Origin of the sequence: Photobacterium sp. DA100 (genome assembly GCF_029223585.1) — a bacterium.
In the GTDB taxonomy this organism is placed as follows: Bacteria; Pseudomonadota; Gammaproteobacteria; order Enterobacterales; family Vibrionaceae; genus Photobacterium.
The window spans coordinates 197459-212467 of the sequence record NZ_CP119423.1; the positions used below are offsets into that span (position 1 = coordinate 197459).

The following is a 15009-nucleotide window of genomic DNA, read 5'->3' on the forward strand; positions in this document are numbered from 1 at the left end:
CTTTGATGCAAATTGTTTTGCATCAAACAATTTCACTGCGTGTGGTTTAGTTTAGTTAAACCCGTGTTGGCAGTACTGTCTCAATAGTGAGGCGATGTGAAGCTGTGGAGAAAAGAAAAGGCTAGCGCATCAGGCGCTAGCCTTTTATGTCGAATATGGCGCGTGCCGGTTAGCCGGTGTTTCGCATACCGGTCGCGATACCAGCAATGGTGACCATCAGTGCTTCTTCCAGCATCGGCGATGGCGTCTCCTGGCGGCGGGTACGGTAGAGCAACTCGGCCTGCAGCATATTCAGCGGCTCGACATAGATGTTACGCAGGCGGATTGACTCGGCACCCCATGGGTTTTGTTCCATCAGGTGGGCACTGTTTTCCACGTTCAGCACCGCCTTGATGTCTTTTTGCAGTTGCTCACGTAGCTTCTGTCCCATAGGCCACAGTGACTTGTCGGTCAGGCGCTGGTCGTAGTATTCCGCAATGCCGATATTGGTCTTGGTAAATACCATTTCCAGCATCCCCAGGCGGGTTGAGAAGAATGGCCACTCGCGGCACATTTCCTCAAGCTGAGCGGCATGGCCCTTGTCAATCGAGAACTGGATGGCCTCACCGGCACCCAACCAAGCTGGCAGGATCAGGCGGTTCTGGCTCCAGGCGAAGATCCACGGGATAGCACGTAGGCTTTCCACGCCACCTTTCGGGTTACGCTTGGCCGGACGTGAGCCCAGCGGCAGTTTGCCCAGTTCTAGCTCAGGGGTTGCTGCACGGAAGTATGGGACAAACTCTTCATTGCCTCGCACGACGTCGCGGTAGGCGTCGCAGGACACCTCAGACAACACATCCATCAGCTCGCGCCATTCTTGCTTAGGCTGCGGAGGCGGCATCAGGTTCGCTTCCAAGATTGCGCTGGCATACAGGCTCAGGCTGTTGACCGCCACTTCAGGTAGGCCCAGCTTGAAGCGGATCATCTCGCCTTGCTCTGTCACGCGCAGGCCGCCTTTCAGGCTGCGCGGTGGCTGTGACAACAGGGCTGCGTGTGCTGGTGCACCGCCCCGGCCAATGGAGCCGCCGCGGCCGTGGAACAGGGTCAGTTCGACGCCCGCTTCCTCACACACCTCAACCAGCGATTCCATCGCATGGTACTGGGCCCAGCCAGCGGCCATGACGCCGGCATCTTTGGCGGAGTCGGAGTAGCCGATCATCACCATCTGGTGGTTCTGAATATAACCACGGTACCAGTCGATGTTCATCAGTTGCTTGATCACGCTCTCGGCATTGTTGAGATCGTCCAAGGTTTCAAACAGCGGGCACACATCCATGCGGAACTTGCAGCCGGCTTCTTGCAGCAGCAAGTGTACGGCCAGCACATCAGAGGCAGTACGGGCCATGGAGATGACATACGCGCCCAGGGCTTCGCGTGGCTGATCGGCAATGGCCTTGCAGGTATCAATAACTTCTTTGACTTCGTCAGAAGGGGCCCAGTCACGAGGCAGCAGCGGGCGCTTGGAGGACAGTTCGCGGACCAGGAAGGCCACTTTGTCTTGCTCGCTCCATTGATCGTAATCGCCCAGGCCCAGGTAGCGGGTCAACTCGGAAATCACGTTGGAGTGGCGGGTGCTTTCCTGGCGGATATCCAAGCGGACCAGGTGGACACCGAAACACTTGATGCGGCGCAGTACGTCGAGCAGCAGGCCGTCGGCGATGATGCCCATGTCACATTCGTGAAGTGAGCGGTAGCAGGCGTAAAGCGGATCCCACAACTGGCTGACATCGTCGATGATACCGTAGCTTGGTGCGTCGAGGCCCTTGATCTTGGCATCAAGCACATCACGGGTATTGGTCAGCTTGGCGCGCAGATCTTTCAAGATGGCACGGTAAGGTTCGTGTTCGTCACCGGCAAGATCGCGGACCTCGTCGTTGCACTTGACCATCGACAGTTCGCTGACCAGCTCTTTGACATCCTGCAGGTAGAGGTCGGCCGCTTTCCAGCGGGATAGCAGCAGCACTTCGCGGGTTACTTCCGACGTCACAAACGGGTTACCGTCACGGTCCCCACCCATCCATGATGAGAAGGTGACCGGTGCCGCGTCAATCGGCAGGCCTTCGCCCAGGTGGGCTGTAAGTTTCTCGTCAAACTGGCGCAGGAATTCCGGCACAGCTTGCCATAGCGAGTTTTCGACCACGGCAAAGCCCCACTTGGCTTCATCGAGCGGCGTCGGGCGTTGCTTGCGGATAACATCGGAATGCCATGCCTGGGCGATCAGCTGCTCGAGGCGACGCTCAACGCGCTGGCGTTCGCTGTTAGACAGCTCGCTCAGCTCCAGCTTGGACAGGCATTTGTTGATCTGTACCAGCTTGTGGATCATGGTACGACGGGCAATCTCGGTTGGGTGGGCCGTCAGGACCAAATCAATGTTGAGATCACGGACCGCCTGGATTGAATCGAATTTGCTGATGTCCTGCTCGTCCAGTTTGGCGAACAATGCATCAATGGAGTCTGGGCTGCAGATATGTTCTTCACTGTGGCGCGAGACGGTATGGTACTGCTCGGCAATATTAGTCAGGTTCAGGAATTGGCTGAAGGCCCGGGCTACAGGCAATAGCTGGTCGTCCGGCAGGTTCTGCAGTTCGTCGATCAGTTTGGCACGATCGTCTTGATTGCCTGCGCGGGCGGACTTGGATAGTTTGCGGATGGTTTCTACTTTACTTAGCAGTTCTTCACCATGCGCATCCTTGATTGTCGTACCCAGCATGTGACCGAGCATACTGACGTTGCTTCTAAGCGCGCTGTACTTTTCGTTCATATCGCATCCATCTCGTAAATTTATTACATCCAATTAACTCATTAGACAACAATCTAGCCGTGTTCAGGCTTTGAGGTCAACATTGATCGTCATAACTAGTAAGAAAACGACAGTGCATTGATTTTTATCATGTTATGAAACGGAGGGTGTAACAAAGTTTCTCTAAAATGGTGTGATAAGGCACAAAAACTGCGTGCTTGGTGTGCAATGTGTTGAGAAAGTTCTCATTTTTGGTGCGATTTAGTGCTTTGTGCTGCGGTTGATTGGCGTAGATAAAAAGAGAAATCCCCTAAATGGGCTGATTGGTGCATCTTTTATTATTTTTTCCCGCCTAGGAGTTGACACTGGCAGTAAATGTCGGTAAACATATTAATTCAAAAGATATGAATAAAAATATTGATCTTGAGGTTCGGTTAGCCAGAGTGGAATGTTAACCAAACAGTATCAATGTTTGTAACGGAACTGAAATAGGTACGAAGCCCCATGAACCAAGCGACTAGCCAATCACAACACGCCCTCCGACGACGCTGAGTTTCGCTTGGTGCCTCTGCGCACCCCATCCCGAGGCAGCCTTGCTGCTAGCTACACCCCTAACCCAAAGCACCCACAAACCAAAATACACGGATTGATTATGTTGAACACCTATATTATCGGTGCCAGCGGCTACACCGGCGCAGAGCTGGCGAAAATGGTACACCTACATCCTCACCTCAAGCTGGCGGGCTTATTCGTTTCGGCCAACAGCCTCGATGCCAACAAGCCGATCAGTGAACTCCACGGTCAGCTAAAAGGTATTGTTGATTTGCCGCTGCAGCCGCTATGTTCGCCGCAAGAGGTCGCGAAGGCGGGTGACATCGTGTTGCTGGCAACGGCCCATGAAGTGAGCCATGACTTGGCTCCGATTTTTTTGGATTGTGGTTGTCAGGTGTTTGATTTGTCAGGGGCGTTTCGGGTTCAGGGCGACGCGTTTTATACCCAGTTTTATGGTTTTGACCACCAGTCTCCGACATGGTTGGAAAAAGCGGTTTATGGCCTTGCCGAGTGGAACCATGACGCCATTGCCAGTGCCCAGCTAGTTGCCGTTCCGGGCTGTTACCCAACGGCTTCGCAACTGGCTTTAAAACCACTTATTGAAAGTGAACTGTTAGATACCCTGCAGTGGCCGGTGATCAATGCGGTAAGCGGTGTGTCCGGGGCAGGCCGCAAGGCATCAATGACCAACAGCTTTTGCGAAGTCAGCCTCCAGGCCTACGGTATTTTCAACCACCGTCACCAGCCTGAAATTGCCACCCACCTCGGCCAGGAGGTGATCTTTATTCCTCATCTCGGCAACTTCAAGCGTGGGATCCTGGCGACCATCACCGCCAAATTGGCTGCTGGGGTCACTGCCGAACAAGTCGAAGCGGCAATGAATGCAGCGTATGCCGGTGAAAGTGACATGCATGCCGTTCGTCTGCTGGGCCAGCAGGCGGCGAAACTACAGAGCGTGGTCGGTACCTGCTTCTGTGATATCGGTTGGCAGATACAGGATGGACACATAATTTTAACGTCTGCGATTGACAACCTGCTTAAGGGCGCGTCATCGCAAGCGATGCAGTGCATAAATATTCGAAATGGTTTTCCACAGCTTACAGCGTTGGTTTAACGGTCAGGAGAGTAGCAATGAGTCAGGTTCCTTTGGTGATAAAGCTAGGCGGTGCAGTGCTGTCTTGCGGTGAAACCCTAGAGAAATTATTTGGTGCGATCAGTGCCTACCAGCAGCAGGCGCAGCGCCCGTTGGTTCTGGTGCATGGTGGCGGATACCTGGTCGATGAGCTGATGGCCAAGCTGCAGCTGGACACGGTGAAAAAAGAAGGCCTGCGGGTCACGCCGGTTGAGCAGATCCCTTTCATCGCCGGAGCATTGGCTGGTACTGCCAACAAGCTGCTGCAGGGGCAGGCAAAGAAAGCGGGTGTTGCTGCGGTTGGCCTGAGCTTGGCCGATGGCGGCCTGTGTAACGTGACCGAGCTGGATCCTGAGCTGGGCGCGGTGGGCAAGGCCGAGCCGGGGGACAGCAGTCTGGTGAGTCAAATCATGCAGGCGGGGTTCTTGCCGATTGTCAGCTCGATTGGCCTTGATGGCACCGGCCAGCTGATGAATGTCAATGCCGATCAGGCTGCGGTGGCCGTCGCGGCAGCCCTGGACGGTGAGCTGGTACTGCTGTCGGATGTCAGCGGGGTGCTGGATGGCAAAGGCAAGCTGATCAGCGAGCTGACCGAGACACAGGCTGAAACACTGATCGCCCAGGCGGTGATCACCGATGGCATGGTCGTCAAAGTGCGCGCCGCCTTTGAAGCCGCCAATGCCCTAGGGCGCTCGATTGAAGTGGCGACCTGGCGCTACCCGGACAAACTGGCGGCGCTGTTTGATGGCCAGAGCATCGGGACCAAATTTTCTCCGCAGGCGTAATGCCTACGGTAAAGAACACAGTTAAGACACACATTAGTACACACGGATTGAGATAACGCCTGAGCGGGAAGACCGTCGAACAGGCATCAGGAGAGAGTTATGAGCAAAGTAAATAAAGTGGTATTGGCTTATTCCGGCGGACTGGACACCTCGGCAATCATTCCTTGGCTGAAAGAAAACTATGACTGCGAAGTGGTGGCATTCGTGGCCGATGTCGGCCAGGGTGAGGAAGAGCTGGAAGGCATCGAAGAGAAAGCCTTGGCTTCTGGTGCATCGGCCTGCTACATCGCCGATCTGAAAGAAGAGATGGTCAAGGATTACATCTACCCAAGCTTGAAGACCGGTGCGGTTTACGAGGGCAAGTACCTGTTGGGTACCTCAATGGCCCGTCCAATTATTGCCAAGGCGCAGGTTGAGTGTGCACTTGAAGTCGGTGCTGATGCCCTTTGCCATGGCTGTACCGGTAAAGGTAATGATCAGGTCCGTTTCGAAAGTGCCTATGCGGCGCTGGCACCGCAGCTAGAAGTGATTGCACCGTGGCGTGAATGGGATCTGCGCAGCCGTGAAGCCCTGCTGGATTACCTGGCCGAGCGCGATATCCCTTGTTCTGCCTCGCTGGAGAAAATCTACTCCCGTGATGCCAATGCTTGGCATATCTCTACTGAAGGTGGTGTTTTGGAAGAGACGTGGAACCAGCCGAATGAACTGTGCTGGGTATGGACCAAGGATCCTGAAGCGGCGCCGGATAAACCTGAGCTAGTTTCGATCCTGGTCGAGAAGGGCGAAATTGTCGCGGTGGACGGTGAAGCCATGTCGCCATACAACGCGCTGGTTTACCTCAACGAGAAAGGTGCCGAGCACGGCATTGGCCGTATCGACATCGTCGAGAACCGCCTGGTCGGCATCAAATCCCGTGGCTGTTACGAAACCCCGGGCGGCACCATTATGAATGAAGCCCTGCGTGCGGTAGAGCAGCTGGTACTGGACAAAGACTCCTTTGAGTTCCGTGAAAGCATTGGCCTCAAAGCGTCCCACCTGATCTACGATGGCCGTTGGTTCACGCCGCTTTGCAAGTCTTTGCTGGCTGCCGCACAAGAGCTGTCACAAGATGTGAGCGGTGAGGTTGTTGTCAAACTGTATAAAGGCCAAGCTACGGTAGTACAGAAGCGTTCGGCCAATAGCCTGTATTCCGAAGAGTTCGCCACCTTCGGTGAGGACGAGGTATACGACCACAGCCATGCTGGTGGTTTCATCCGCCTTTACTCGCTGGCAAGTCGTATCCGTGCGCTGAACGAACAGAAGAAATAACCCAGACCACGACATTATAAATAACGAGCAAGTCGAGCAAGATACACAGGAGAAAGGCCATGGCACTATGGGGCGGACGGTTCAGTCAGGCGGCTGACACACGGTTTAAGCAGTTCAACGATTCATTGCGTTTTGATTACCGTTTGGCGGAGCAGGACATCGTCGGCTCGATCGCCTGGTCGAAGGCGCTGCGCCAGGTCAATGTGCTGACCGACGAGGAGCAGCAGCGCCTCGAGCTGGCACTCAATGAGCTGAAGCTGGCTGTAATGGAAGATCCGGAGCAGATTTTGCGTTCTGATGCTGAGGATATCCATAGTTGGGTTGAGCAGCAGTTGATCGGTAAGGTCGGTGACCTGGGCAAGAAGCTCCATACCGGGCGTTCGCGTAATGATCAGGTGGCGACCGATCTCAAGTTGTGGTGTCGCCAGCAGGGACAGCAGTTGCTGTTGATGCTGGATCAGCTGCAGAACCAGCTGGTAACGGTGGCTCGCCAGCACCAAGCGACAGTCTTGCCGGGCTACACCCACTTGCAGCGGGCCCAGCCGGTCACTTTTGCCCATTGGTGCTTGGCTTATGTCGAGATGTTCGAACGTGACTATTCGCGTTTGTCTGATGCGCTGAACAGGTTGGATACCTGCCCGCTGGGCTCCGGCGCGCTGGCTGGTACCGCTTACCCGATTGACCGTGAGGTGCTGGCCCATAGCTTGGGTTTCCAGCGAGCGACCCGCAACAGTCTTGATTCGGTGTCGGATCGCGACCATGTGATGGAGCTGCTGTCGACCGCATCGATTTCGATGTTGCACCTGTCGCGGATGGCAGAAGATCTGATCTTCTACAACTCCGGTGAATCAAACTTCATCGAGCTGGCCGATACTGTCACCTCCGGCTCGTCCCTGATGCCGCAGAAGAAGAATCCGGATGCCCTGGAGCTGATCCGTGGCAAATGCGGCCGGGTTTACGGCGCGATGACCGGCATGATGATGACAGTCAAGGCGCTGCCGCTGGCCTACAACAAAGACATGCAGGAAGACAAAGAGGGGCTGTTCGATGCGCTCGACAGCTGGTATGAGTGCATGGAAATGGCAGCACTGTGCTTTGAAGGCATCAAGGTCAACAAGGAGCGGACGCTGGAAGCGGCGATGCAGGGCTATTCCAATGCCACTGAGCTGGCGGATTATCTGGTCGCCAAGGGGATCCCGTTCCGTGAGGCCCACCATATTGTCGGTGTCGCCGTCGTTGCCGCGATCGAAAAAGGCTGTGCACTTGAAGAGCTGTCGCTGGCCGAGATGAAGGCCTTCTCCGAGGTCATTGACGAGGACGTATATCCAATCCTCACCATTGAGTCTTGCTTGGAGAAGCGCTGCGCCTTGGGCGGTGTGGCACCAAATCAGGTCGACTTTGCCATTGGTCAAGCAGAGAAGCGTCTCGAGAAACGCTACTCGCCTGGGGTGAAAGTACGGGGTGCGCGTCTGACCGATCTTGATGCGCTCGAGGGGATGGTTGCTTACTGGGCCGGCCTTGGCGAGAACCTGCCGCGGATGCGCAATGAACTGGTGCGTGATATCGGCTCGTTCGCCGTTGCTGAGCATCATGGAACGGTTACCGGCTGTGCATCCTTGTATGTCTACGATTCAGGCTTGGCCGAAATTCGTTCGCTGGGCGTGGAAGCGGGCTGGCAGCAGCAGGGGCAGGGCAAGGCGATAGTCGAGTACCTGATTGAGAAAGCCGGGCAGATGGCGATCAAGAAAGTGTTCGTGCTGACCCGGGTACCGGAATTCTTCATGAAGCAAGGCTTTGTACCGACGTCGAAATCGCTGTTGCCTGAGAAGGTGATGAAAGACTGTGACCGCTGTCCGCGCCAACATGCCTGTGACGAAGTGGCGCTGGAAGTTCGCATGGATCAGGAGCAGGTTATCCCGACGATAAATGTGGCCTGAGCCTCAGCGCCAGCATGATACGATTCTCTTAGTCTATTTGCCCGGCAATTATGTCGGGCTTTTTTTATCTACCGACTTTGCTCGAGTCGCCTTTAGGCGCAGTTGCCACGCGCGAATGCCATGGGCCAGCAGTAGCAAGGTCGTACTGCTGGCGGCGACAAAGACGGTGATGGCTTCGATGGTGGCCGGCTGGTGGCGATAGAAGGTAAGCCAGATGAACCAGCCAAACGGGCTTAATACTGATAACTGGCGAATACAACGTCGGCAGCGGCCGAGTTTGTGCCAGAATTCAGAGCGAGTGCAGGCTTGGCATCCCATGTGGTTATTCTCCTTTATTTACTCGAGCCAGTTTATCTTTGATGACAGCTGCCGGAAACAAAAAAAGCCCTCACAAGGAGGGCGGTTCGGTAGTGCAAGGGAGAGTTCTGTTCAGTCTGGTCTTGGTCTTAACAACCCGGGCCACAGTCCAGACAATGCTTGATCATTTCAGGGCCTAAGTGCAATTTGGCGTTCAGATCGCGCAGCGCAGTACGGACACCTTCTTCGATAACCGGGTGGTAAAACGGCATATCCAGCATTTCGGCAATCGTCATCTTGTTCTGGTGTGCCCAGGCCAGCAGGTGTGCCAGGTGCTCGGCATTCGGGCCCATCATCTCTGCACCCAGGAAGCGGCCGGTACCTTGCTCACCGTAGACATGCAGGATGCCTTTGTTGCGTAGCATCACACGGGAGCGGCCCTGGTTTTCGAACGACACTTCACCGGTCTCGAAGCAGCCGCATAGACCCAGGCGCTCGGTAATTTCTTTGTAGGTCTCGCCGACCATGGCAATCTGCGGATCCGAGAACACCGCTGAAATCTTCGAGCGGCGGTGGCCGGCTCGGATATCCGGGAAGCGGCCTGCATTGTCACCGGCGATACGGCCCTGATCTGCGGCTTCGTGCAGCAGCGGAATTTGGTTGCTGGCATCACCGGCGACGAAAATCGAGTCAACCGAGGTCTGCATGGTGTAGTAATCGGCGACCGGTACTCCGCGGGCATCCAACTCCATGGTGGTGTTGTCGATATCCAGCTTGTCGACGTTAGGGCGGCGTCCGGTCGCGGCCAGCACGTACTCGACGTTGATCACTTGCAGCGCCCCTTCTTGGTCGAGGTATTGGATCTCAACCTCGTCACCGATACGCTTCATGCTCTCGATGCGTACGTCTGCATCGAGGTAAAATTCTTCATTGAAAGTCTTGTTGGCGTAGGCCATGACTTCCGGGTCGGTCAGCGGGCCGACTTGGCCACCCAGGCCGAACATTACCACTTCCACACCTAGGCGCTTGAGTGACTGGCCGAGCTCAAGGCCGATAACACCCGGGCCGAAAACCGCCACCGCTTTTGGCAGATCATCCCAGTTGAACACGTCATCGTTGATGATCAGGCGGTCACCCAACTCGTTCCACACCGCAGGGTAGGCCGGGCGTGAACCGGTGGCAATCACAATGCGTTTGGCATGGATGGTGGTATGACCGTCAACAACCAGGGTGTTGTTGTCGATAAACTTGGCATAGCCGGCAATTTTGTCTCCGGCTGGGATCTCGTCCACCCCCTCCAGAACAAAGCCAACGAAGCGGTCGCGCTCGCGCTTCACACGGTCCATGACTTCGCGGCCGTTGATCACGAGCTCACCTTGCGGGTGGACACCGAAGCCCGGGGCTTTTTCGATCTGGTGAACGCTTTCAGCTGCCGCGATCAGCAGTTTGGATGGCATGCAGCCGACGCGGGCACAGGTGGTGCCGTAAGGGCCGCCTTCAATCATCACAACGCTGTCGGTATGGGCTTTGGCGGCACGGTAAGCGCCAAGGCCAGCGGTGCCACCACCGATTACAGCAACATCAACATTCAGGGTTTTCATATCTTCTTCTCTCCAATCTAGCTTTGCCAAGGGCGGTCTTGCCGGTCTGGGCCCGTCGAGCGGGCCCTTTGTCGTTAGGTGGCGGATTAGCCTAGGTAGGCTTCCAGCTCTTCGCTGCCACCGATGTGCTTACCGCCGATAAACACCTGAGGAACGGTGCTGCGGCCAGAGATAGCGCGCAGGCTAACGGTGGTGGCATCTTTGCCCAGCACCACTTCTTCGTAGCTCAGGCCTTTGTCGATCAGGTTCTGCTTGGCCTTGGCGCAGAAAGGGCAGCCAGGCTTGGTAAAGACCGTGATAGATTCTTGCAGCTTGTGCTCCGGCGCGATGTAGCCGAGCATGGTATCCGCATCAGAAACCTTGAACGGGTCGCCCGGCTCGTCGTTTTCGATGAACATTTTTTCAACCACACCGTTTTTCACCAGCATGCTGTAGCGCCATGAGCGAGCACCGAAGCCAAGATCTTCCTTGCCGACCAGCATGCCCATGCCTTTGGAAAACTCGCCGTTGCCGTCCGGAATGAAGGTGATGTTCTCCGCTTCCTGATCCGCTTTCCATGCGTTCATCACGAAGGTGTCGTTGACCGATACACACAGAATGTCGTCAACACCGTGCTCGGCAAATACCGAAGCCAGTTCGTTGTAGCGAGGCAGGTGGCTAGATGAACAGGTCGGTGTGAATGCGCCCGGTAGGCTGAACACGATAACGGTTTTGTCGGCAAAGAGTTCCTGTGTGGTTACGTCAACCCACTGGTCGCCCTGGCGTGTGTGGAAAGTTACCTGAGGTACGGCTTGGCCTTCTTTAGATGCGAACATGATTATTTCCTTTGAATTTGAATGCGTTGTTTGTAGCAACCGGAGCCTTGTCTTCATTGCTCCCTGTTGATGTGATGATTATGCAAGTTTGACATTGATAGCTCTAATCGTTTGGTGCTATGGTTTTGATAGTTAATTTCTATCAAAGTGGTAAGTGATGAATATCCGTGATCTCGAATATCTGGTGGCATTGTCCGAGCACAAGCATTTTCGCAAGGCGGCCGAAGCCTGCTTTGTCAGCCAGCCGACATTGAGCGGGCAGATCCGCAAGCTGGAAGAGGAGTTGGGCGTGGCATTGCTGGAGCGCACCAGCCGCAAGGTGCTGTTTACCGACGCCGGCTTGGCGCTGGTGGCGCAGGCGCAGAAGGTTCTGCTGGAGGTCAAGGTACTGACCGAGCTGGCCAGTGAGCAGGGGGGCAGCATGTCCGGGCCTTTGCATATCGGTTTTATCCCGACGGTCGGGCCTTACCTGCTGCCGCATATTATTCCCAAGATAAAAGCCAGCTTTCCCGAGCTGGAGCTGTTCCTCCATGAGGCGCAAACCCATCAGCTGGTGCAGCAGCTTGAAGATGGCAAGCTTGACTGCATTATCTTGGCGGCCGTCAAGGAAAGCGAGCCGTTCATCGAATTACCGCTCTACCATGAGCCGATGGTATTGGCGGTGCCGGAAGATCACCCTTGGGCGGATCGCCAGTCGCTGCCGATGGAAGAGTTACATGGCCATACATTGCTGATGCTGGGGGACGGCCATTGCTTGCGGGATCAGGCGATGGGGTTCTGCTTTGCCGCCGGGGCGCAGGAGGACGGCAGTTTCAAAGCAACCAGCTTGGAAACCCTGCGCAATATGGTCGCGGCGGGCAGCGGGATCACCCTGATGCCCAAGCTGGCGACCCCGAAAGAGCAGCGCCGGGACGGGGTCTGCTATATTGCAGCCGAAGATCCGGTACCGAGCCGGTTGATCACCTTGGCCTATCGTCCAGGCTCGCCGCTAAAAGGGCGCTATGAAAAATTGGCGGCGTTGATCCAGGATCACCTGGAAGCGCAGTTGCCTGCCTGATCCCGGAAAGGCACATAAAAAAACAGAGCGCCGAGGCGCTCTGCTTGGTTTTGACTGCTCGCTTTGGATTGACGAGGTTTAGAACAGCTCGTCAGAGCTATCGGATTCGAAAATGCCCTCTGAAACCGAGTCGCTGACCGACTCTGTCGGCTCTGTGCCTTCCTCGAAATACTCGAACATCGAGGTGTAGTCGTTCTGGTTGCTCAGCTTGCCGCTATCGCGGTCGATACGGACCTGGATAATGTGCTCCGGTAGCTGCTTGCGCTGTACCGGGACATTTTCCAGGGCATTTTTCATGAACTCGATCCAGGCCGGCTGCGCGGTTTTCGCACCAGCTTCAGCACCGGAGATCTGGTTCTTGTCGTCGTTGTTGTTCCATGCCGTACGGCCGAGGTTGCGGCTGTGATCATCGAAGCCGACCCACGCAGTGGCGACAAGACCCGGGGCAAAACCAGAGTACCAGGCATCTTTTGAGTCGTTGGTGGTACCCGTTTTGCCACCGATATCGCGGCGCTTGAGTACCTGGCCACGCCATCCCGTACCATTCCAGCCCGTACCGTGGCGCCAGTCGCCGCCGCCCCAGATATTGCTTTCCAGCATCTCGCGGATCAAGAAGGCATTCTGCTCCGAGATCACCTGCTGGGCGTAATGGGGACCTGGCTGCTGTGGCTCGTCACCCAGCTCTTCCTCACTGAGCGCAATGTCGTCCAGGATAGGGTTAGAGGTTGGCTGCACTGCTGCCATGCCTTGCTGTTGTTGGCACTCCTCGCTGCAGACGACTGTTGGGCTGGCTTGGTACACCACGTTGCCATTCGGGTCTTCAACGCGATCGATGAAGTACGGCTCGACGTAGTAGCCGCCGTTGGCAAACACGGCAAAGCCCTGCGCTACTTCCAGCGGGGTTAGGCTACCCGCACCCAGAGCCAGGGGCTCGGCACGAGGCAGATCTTGCTTTTTGAAGCCGAAACGGGTCAGGAAGTCGATGGTCTCGTCCAGGCCGACATTCTGCAGCACGCGAACGGCCATAACGTTCTTGGACTGTGCCAGACCGATACGCAGGCGGGTAGGGCCGTTGTAGGTTGGCGGTGAGTTCTTCGGCCGCCAAGCGGTACCCATACTCTGGTCCCAGCGGTTGATCGGGGCATCGTTGACCAGGCTGGCCAAGGTCATGCCATTGTCCAGTGCTGCCGAGTAGATGAACGGCTTGATTGCCGAGCCGACCTGGCGAACCGACTGGGTAGCGCGGTTGAATTTGCTGTGGACGAAGTTGAAACCGCCGACCATGGCCTTGACCGCACCGTCTTGTGGCGATACCGCGACGAAAGCCGTATTGGCATCAGGCACCTGGCTCAGTACCCAGTTTTCACCGCGCTGCTGGATCCAGATCTGCTGGCCGGCAGCCAAAATATCACCGGCGTTGCTCGGGGCAGGCCCCTGGCGGTCATCGGTAATGAACTTGCGGGCCCACTTCATGCCTTCCCAGCCAAGGGTATGCTGTTCGCCGCCCTTAGCCAGTACGGTAGCCGTTTTGCCTTCCACCTGCAGTACCACGGCTGGGACGAGCTGGCCATAGGTTGGCTGCTTGGTGAGATGGTCGTTGATTTGCTCGTTCGACCATGCCGATTGCCCCGACTTCCAAAGCGTTTCAACCGCACCGCGGAAGCCGTGGCGTTGGTCATAACCTAGCAGGTTATCAATGGCTGCCTGCTGGGCTGCAGTCTGCAGCTTAGGATCGGCCGTGGTAAAGACACGCATGCCGGAGGTGTAAGCATCCTCGCCGTAGCGGTTGATCATCCAGGCGCGAGCCTGCTCGGCAAAATACGGTGCGCTGAGCTCGATTTCTGCGGTGTGGTAGCGGGCGACGACAGGCTCGGCGCGGGCTTGGTCAAACTCTGCCTGTGTGATGTGGTTTTCAGCCAGCATACGACCCAACACCACATTACGGCGTGCCGTGGCACGGCTCACCGAGTAAAGCGGGTTCATGGTCGATGGGGCTTTCGGTAGGCCGGCAATTACTGCAATTTCGCTCAGAGTCAGCTGGCTGACGTCTTTGCCGTAGTACACCTGTGCCGCGGCACCCACACCGTAGGCCCGGTAGCCCAAATAGATTTTGTTCAGGTACAGCTCAAGGATTTCATCTTTGCTGAGCAGCTGCTCGATATGGATGGCAATGAAAATCTCTTTGACCTTACGCATGATCTTCTTCTCGTTGGAGAGGAAGAAGTTACGCGCAAGCTGCTGGGTGATGGTACTCGCCCCCTGCTTGGCCGACCCGGAAGTGGCGACCACGAACGCCGCACGGGCGATACCAATCGGGTCGATACCCGGGTGATCGTAGTAGCGGCTATCTTCTGTTGCGAGAACCGCATTGATCATCTGCGGTGGGATTTCATCAAGCGTTAGCGGGATCCGGCGTTGTTCGCCAAACTGGGAGATCAGTTTGCCGTCTGCACTGAATACCTGCATAGGTGTTTGTAATTCAACATTTTTCAGGGTGGCAACATCAGGCAGTTCTGGTTTTACGTAAAGGTAAAAACCAAAAATTGTAGTGACTCCAAGAATTATGCAAATAATTGCAAATATGAGTAATCGCTTTATGAACTTCACTTGAGATTTCCCGTTACACCAGCATTCATGCGTTTCATCGGTTTCCACTAATAGTATAAAGATAACTCATGGAAAATTAACGCTAAATTGCCAGTGTTTGTTTTAAATAAGTAATTTGCTTTTCTGTCTAAGAGGGAGC

General features: G+C 55.6%; 10 protein-coding genes. 5 read left to right on the plus strand and 5 right to left on the minus strand.

What is annotated here, in order from left to right; genetic code table 11:
• Positions 1–169: 169 nt before the first annotated feature.
• Positions 170–2800: a phosphoenolpyruvate carboxylase gene (gene ppc / locus PTW35_RS00975; protein WP_281026181.1), complete on the minus strand. Its 2631-nt coding sequence runs from the start codon at positions 2798–2800 to the stop codon at positions 170–172.
• 631 nt (positions 2801–3431) lie between these two features.
• On the opposite strand from ppc, the gene argC reads away from it, so the two are divergent.
• From argC to argH, 4 genes are all read left to right on the plus strand, one after another.
• Positions 3432–4445, plus strand: coding sequence for an N-acetyl-gamma-glutamyl-phosphate reductase (gene argC / locus PTW35_RS00980; RefSeq protein ID WP_281026182.1), 1014 nt, complete (start codon positions 3432–3434; stop codon positions 4443–4445).
• Positions 4446–4462: 17 nt separating this feature from the next.
• Entirely contained in the window at positions 4463–5248 is a 786-nt protein-coding gene (argB, locus tag PTW35_RS00985; RefSeq protein WP_281026183.1) for an acetylglutamate kinase, read from the plus strand.
• Positions 5249–5347: 99 nt separating this feature from the next.
• Complete coding sequence (locus tag PTW35_RS00990) at positions 5348–6556, plus strand: argininosuccinate synthase (RefSeq protein ID WP_044622360.1); 1209 nt, start codon at positions 5348–5350, stop codon at positions 6554–6556.
• Between the two features lie 59 nt (positions 6557–6615).
• The gene (gene argH, locus PTW35_RS00995; protein ID WP_044622361.1) at positions 6616–8493 is read left to right on the plus strand and encodes an argininosuccinate lyase; all 1878 of its coding nucleotides are present in this window, start codon (positions 6616–6618) and stop codon (positions 8491–8493) included.
• A 48-nt stretch (positions 8494–8541) separates the two neighbouring features.
• Here the strand turns inward: argH and PTW35_RS01000 are convergent, their stop codons facing one another.
• The 3 genes from PTW35_RS01000 to PTW35_RS01010 all read right to left on the minus strand — a co-directional run bounded on the left by PTW35_RS01000 (position 8542) and on the right by PTW35_RS01010 (position 11206).
• Positions 8542–8811, minus strand: a complete 270-nt coding sequence (locus tag PTW35_RS01000) for a DUF3624 domain-containing protein (RefSeq protein WP_281026184.1) — start codon at positions 8809–8811, stop codon at positions 8542–8544.
• 128 nt (positions 8812–8939) lie between these two features.
• Positions 8940–10391 carry a dihydrolipoyl dehydrogenase gene (locus PTW35_RS01005; protein WP_281026185.1) on the minus strand — a complete coding sequence of 484 codons (1452 nt, stop codon included), beginning with the start codon at positions 10389–10391 and terminating at the stop codon, positions 8940–8942.
• 86 nt (positions 10392–10477) lie between these two features.
• Entirely contained in the window at positions 10478–11206 is a 729-nt protein-coding gene (locus PTW35_RS01010) for a glutathione peroxidase (RefSeq protein ID WP_281026186.1), read from the minus strand.
• Between the two features lie 157 nt (positions 11207–11363).
• Here PTW35_RS01010 and oxyR point away from each other — a divergent pair, with 157 nt between their 5' ends.
• Positions 11364–12263, plus strand: a complete 900-nt coding sequence (oxyR, locus tag PTW35_RS01015) for a DNA-binding transcriptional regulator OxyR (protein ID WP_281026187.1) — start codon at positions 11364–11366, stop codon at positions 12261–12263.
• Positions 12264–12341: 78 nt separating this feature from the next.
• On the opposite strand, the gene PTW35_RS01020 is transcribed toward oxyR, so the two are convergent.
• On the minus strand, positions 12342–14870 hold the full coding sequence (locus PTW35_RS01020) for a PBP1A family penicillin-binding protein (protein ID WP_281026188.1): 2529 nt from the start codon (positions 14868–14870) through the stop codon (positions 12342–12344).
• Positions 14871–15009: the final 139 nt, after the last annotated feature.

Coding starts and splice junctions, on each gene's coding strand:
- ppc (WP_281026181.1), bottom strand. CDS start 2,800: ATGAACGAAAAGTACAGCGCGCTTAGAAGCAACGTCAGTATGCTCGGT.
- argC (WP_281026182.1), top strand. CDS start 3,432: ATGTTGAACACCTATATTATCGGTGCCAGCGGCTACACCGGCGCAGAG.
- argB (WP_281026183.1), top strand. CDS start 4,463: ATGAGTCAGGTTCCTTTGGTGATAAAGCTAGGCGGTGCAGTGCTGTCT.
- PTW35_RS00990 (WP_044622360.1), top strand. CDS start 5,348: ATGAGCAAAGTAAATAAAGTGGTATTGGCTTATTCCGGCGGACTGGAC.
- argH (WP_044622361.1), top strand. CDS start 6,616: ATGGCACTATGGGGCGGACGGTTCAGTCAGGCGGCTGACACACGGTTT.
- PTW35_RS01000 (WP_281026184.1), bottom strand. CDS start 8,811: ATGGGATGCCAAGCCTGCACTCGCTCTGAATTCTGGCACAAACTCGGC.
- PTW35_RS01005 (WP_281026185.1), bottom strand. CDS start 10,391: ATGAAAACCCTGAATGTTGATGTTGCTGTAATCGGTGGTGGCACCGCT.
- PTW35_RS01010 (WP_281026186.1), bottom strand. CDS start 11,206: ATGTTCGCATCTAAAGAAGGCCAAGCCGTACCTCAGGTAACTTTCCAC.
- oxyR (WP_281026187.1), top strand. CDS start 11,364: ATGAATATCCGTGATCTCGAATATCTGGTGGCATTGTCCGAGCACAAG.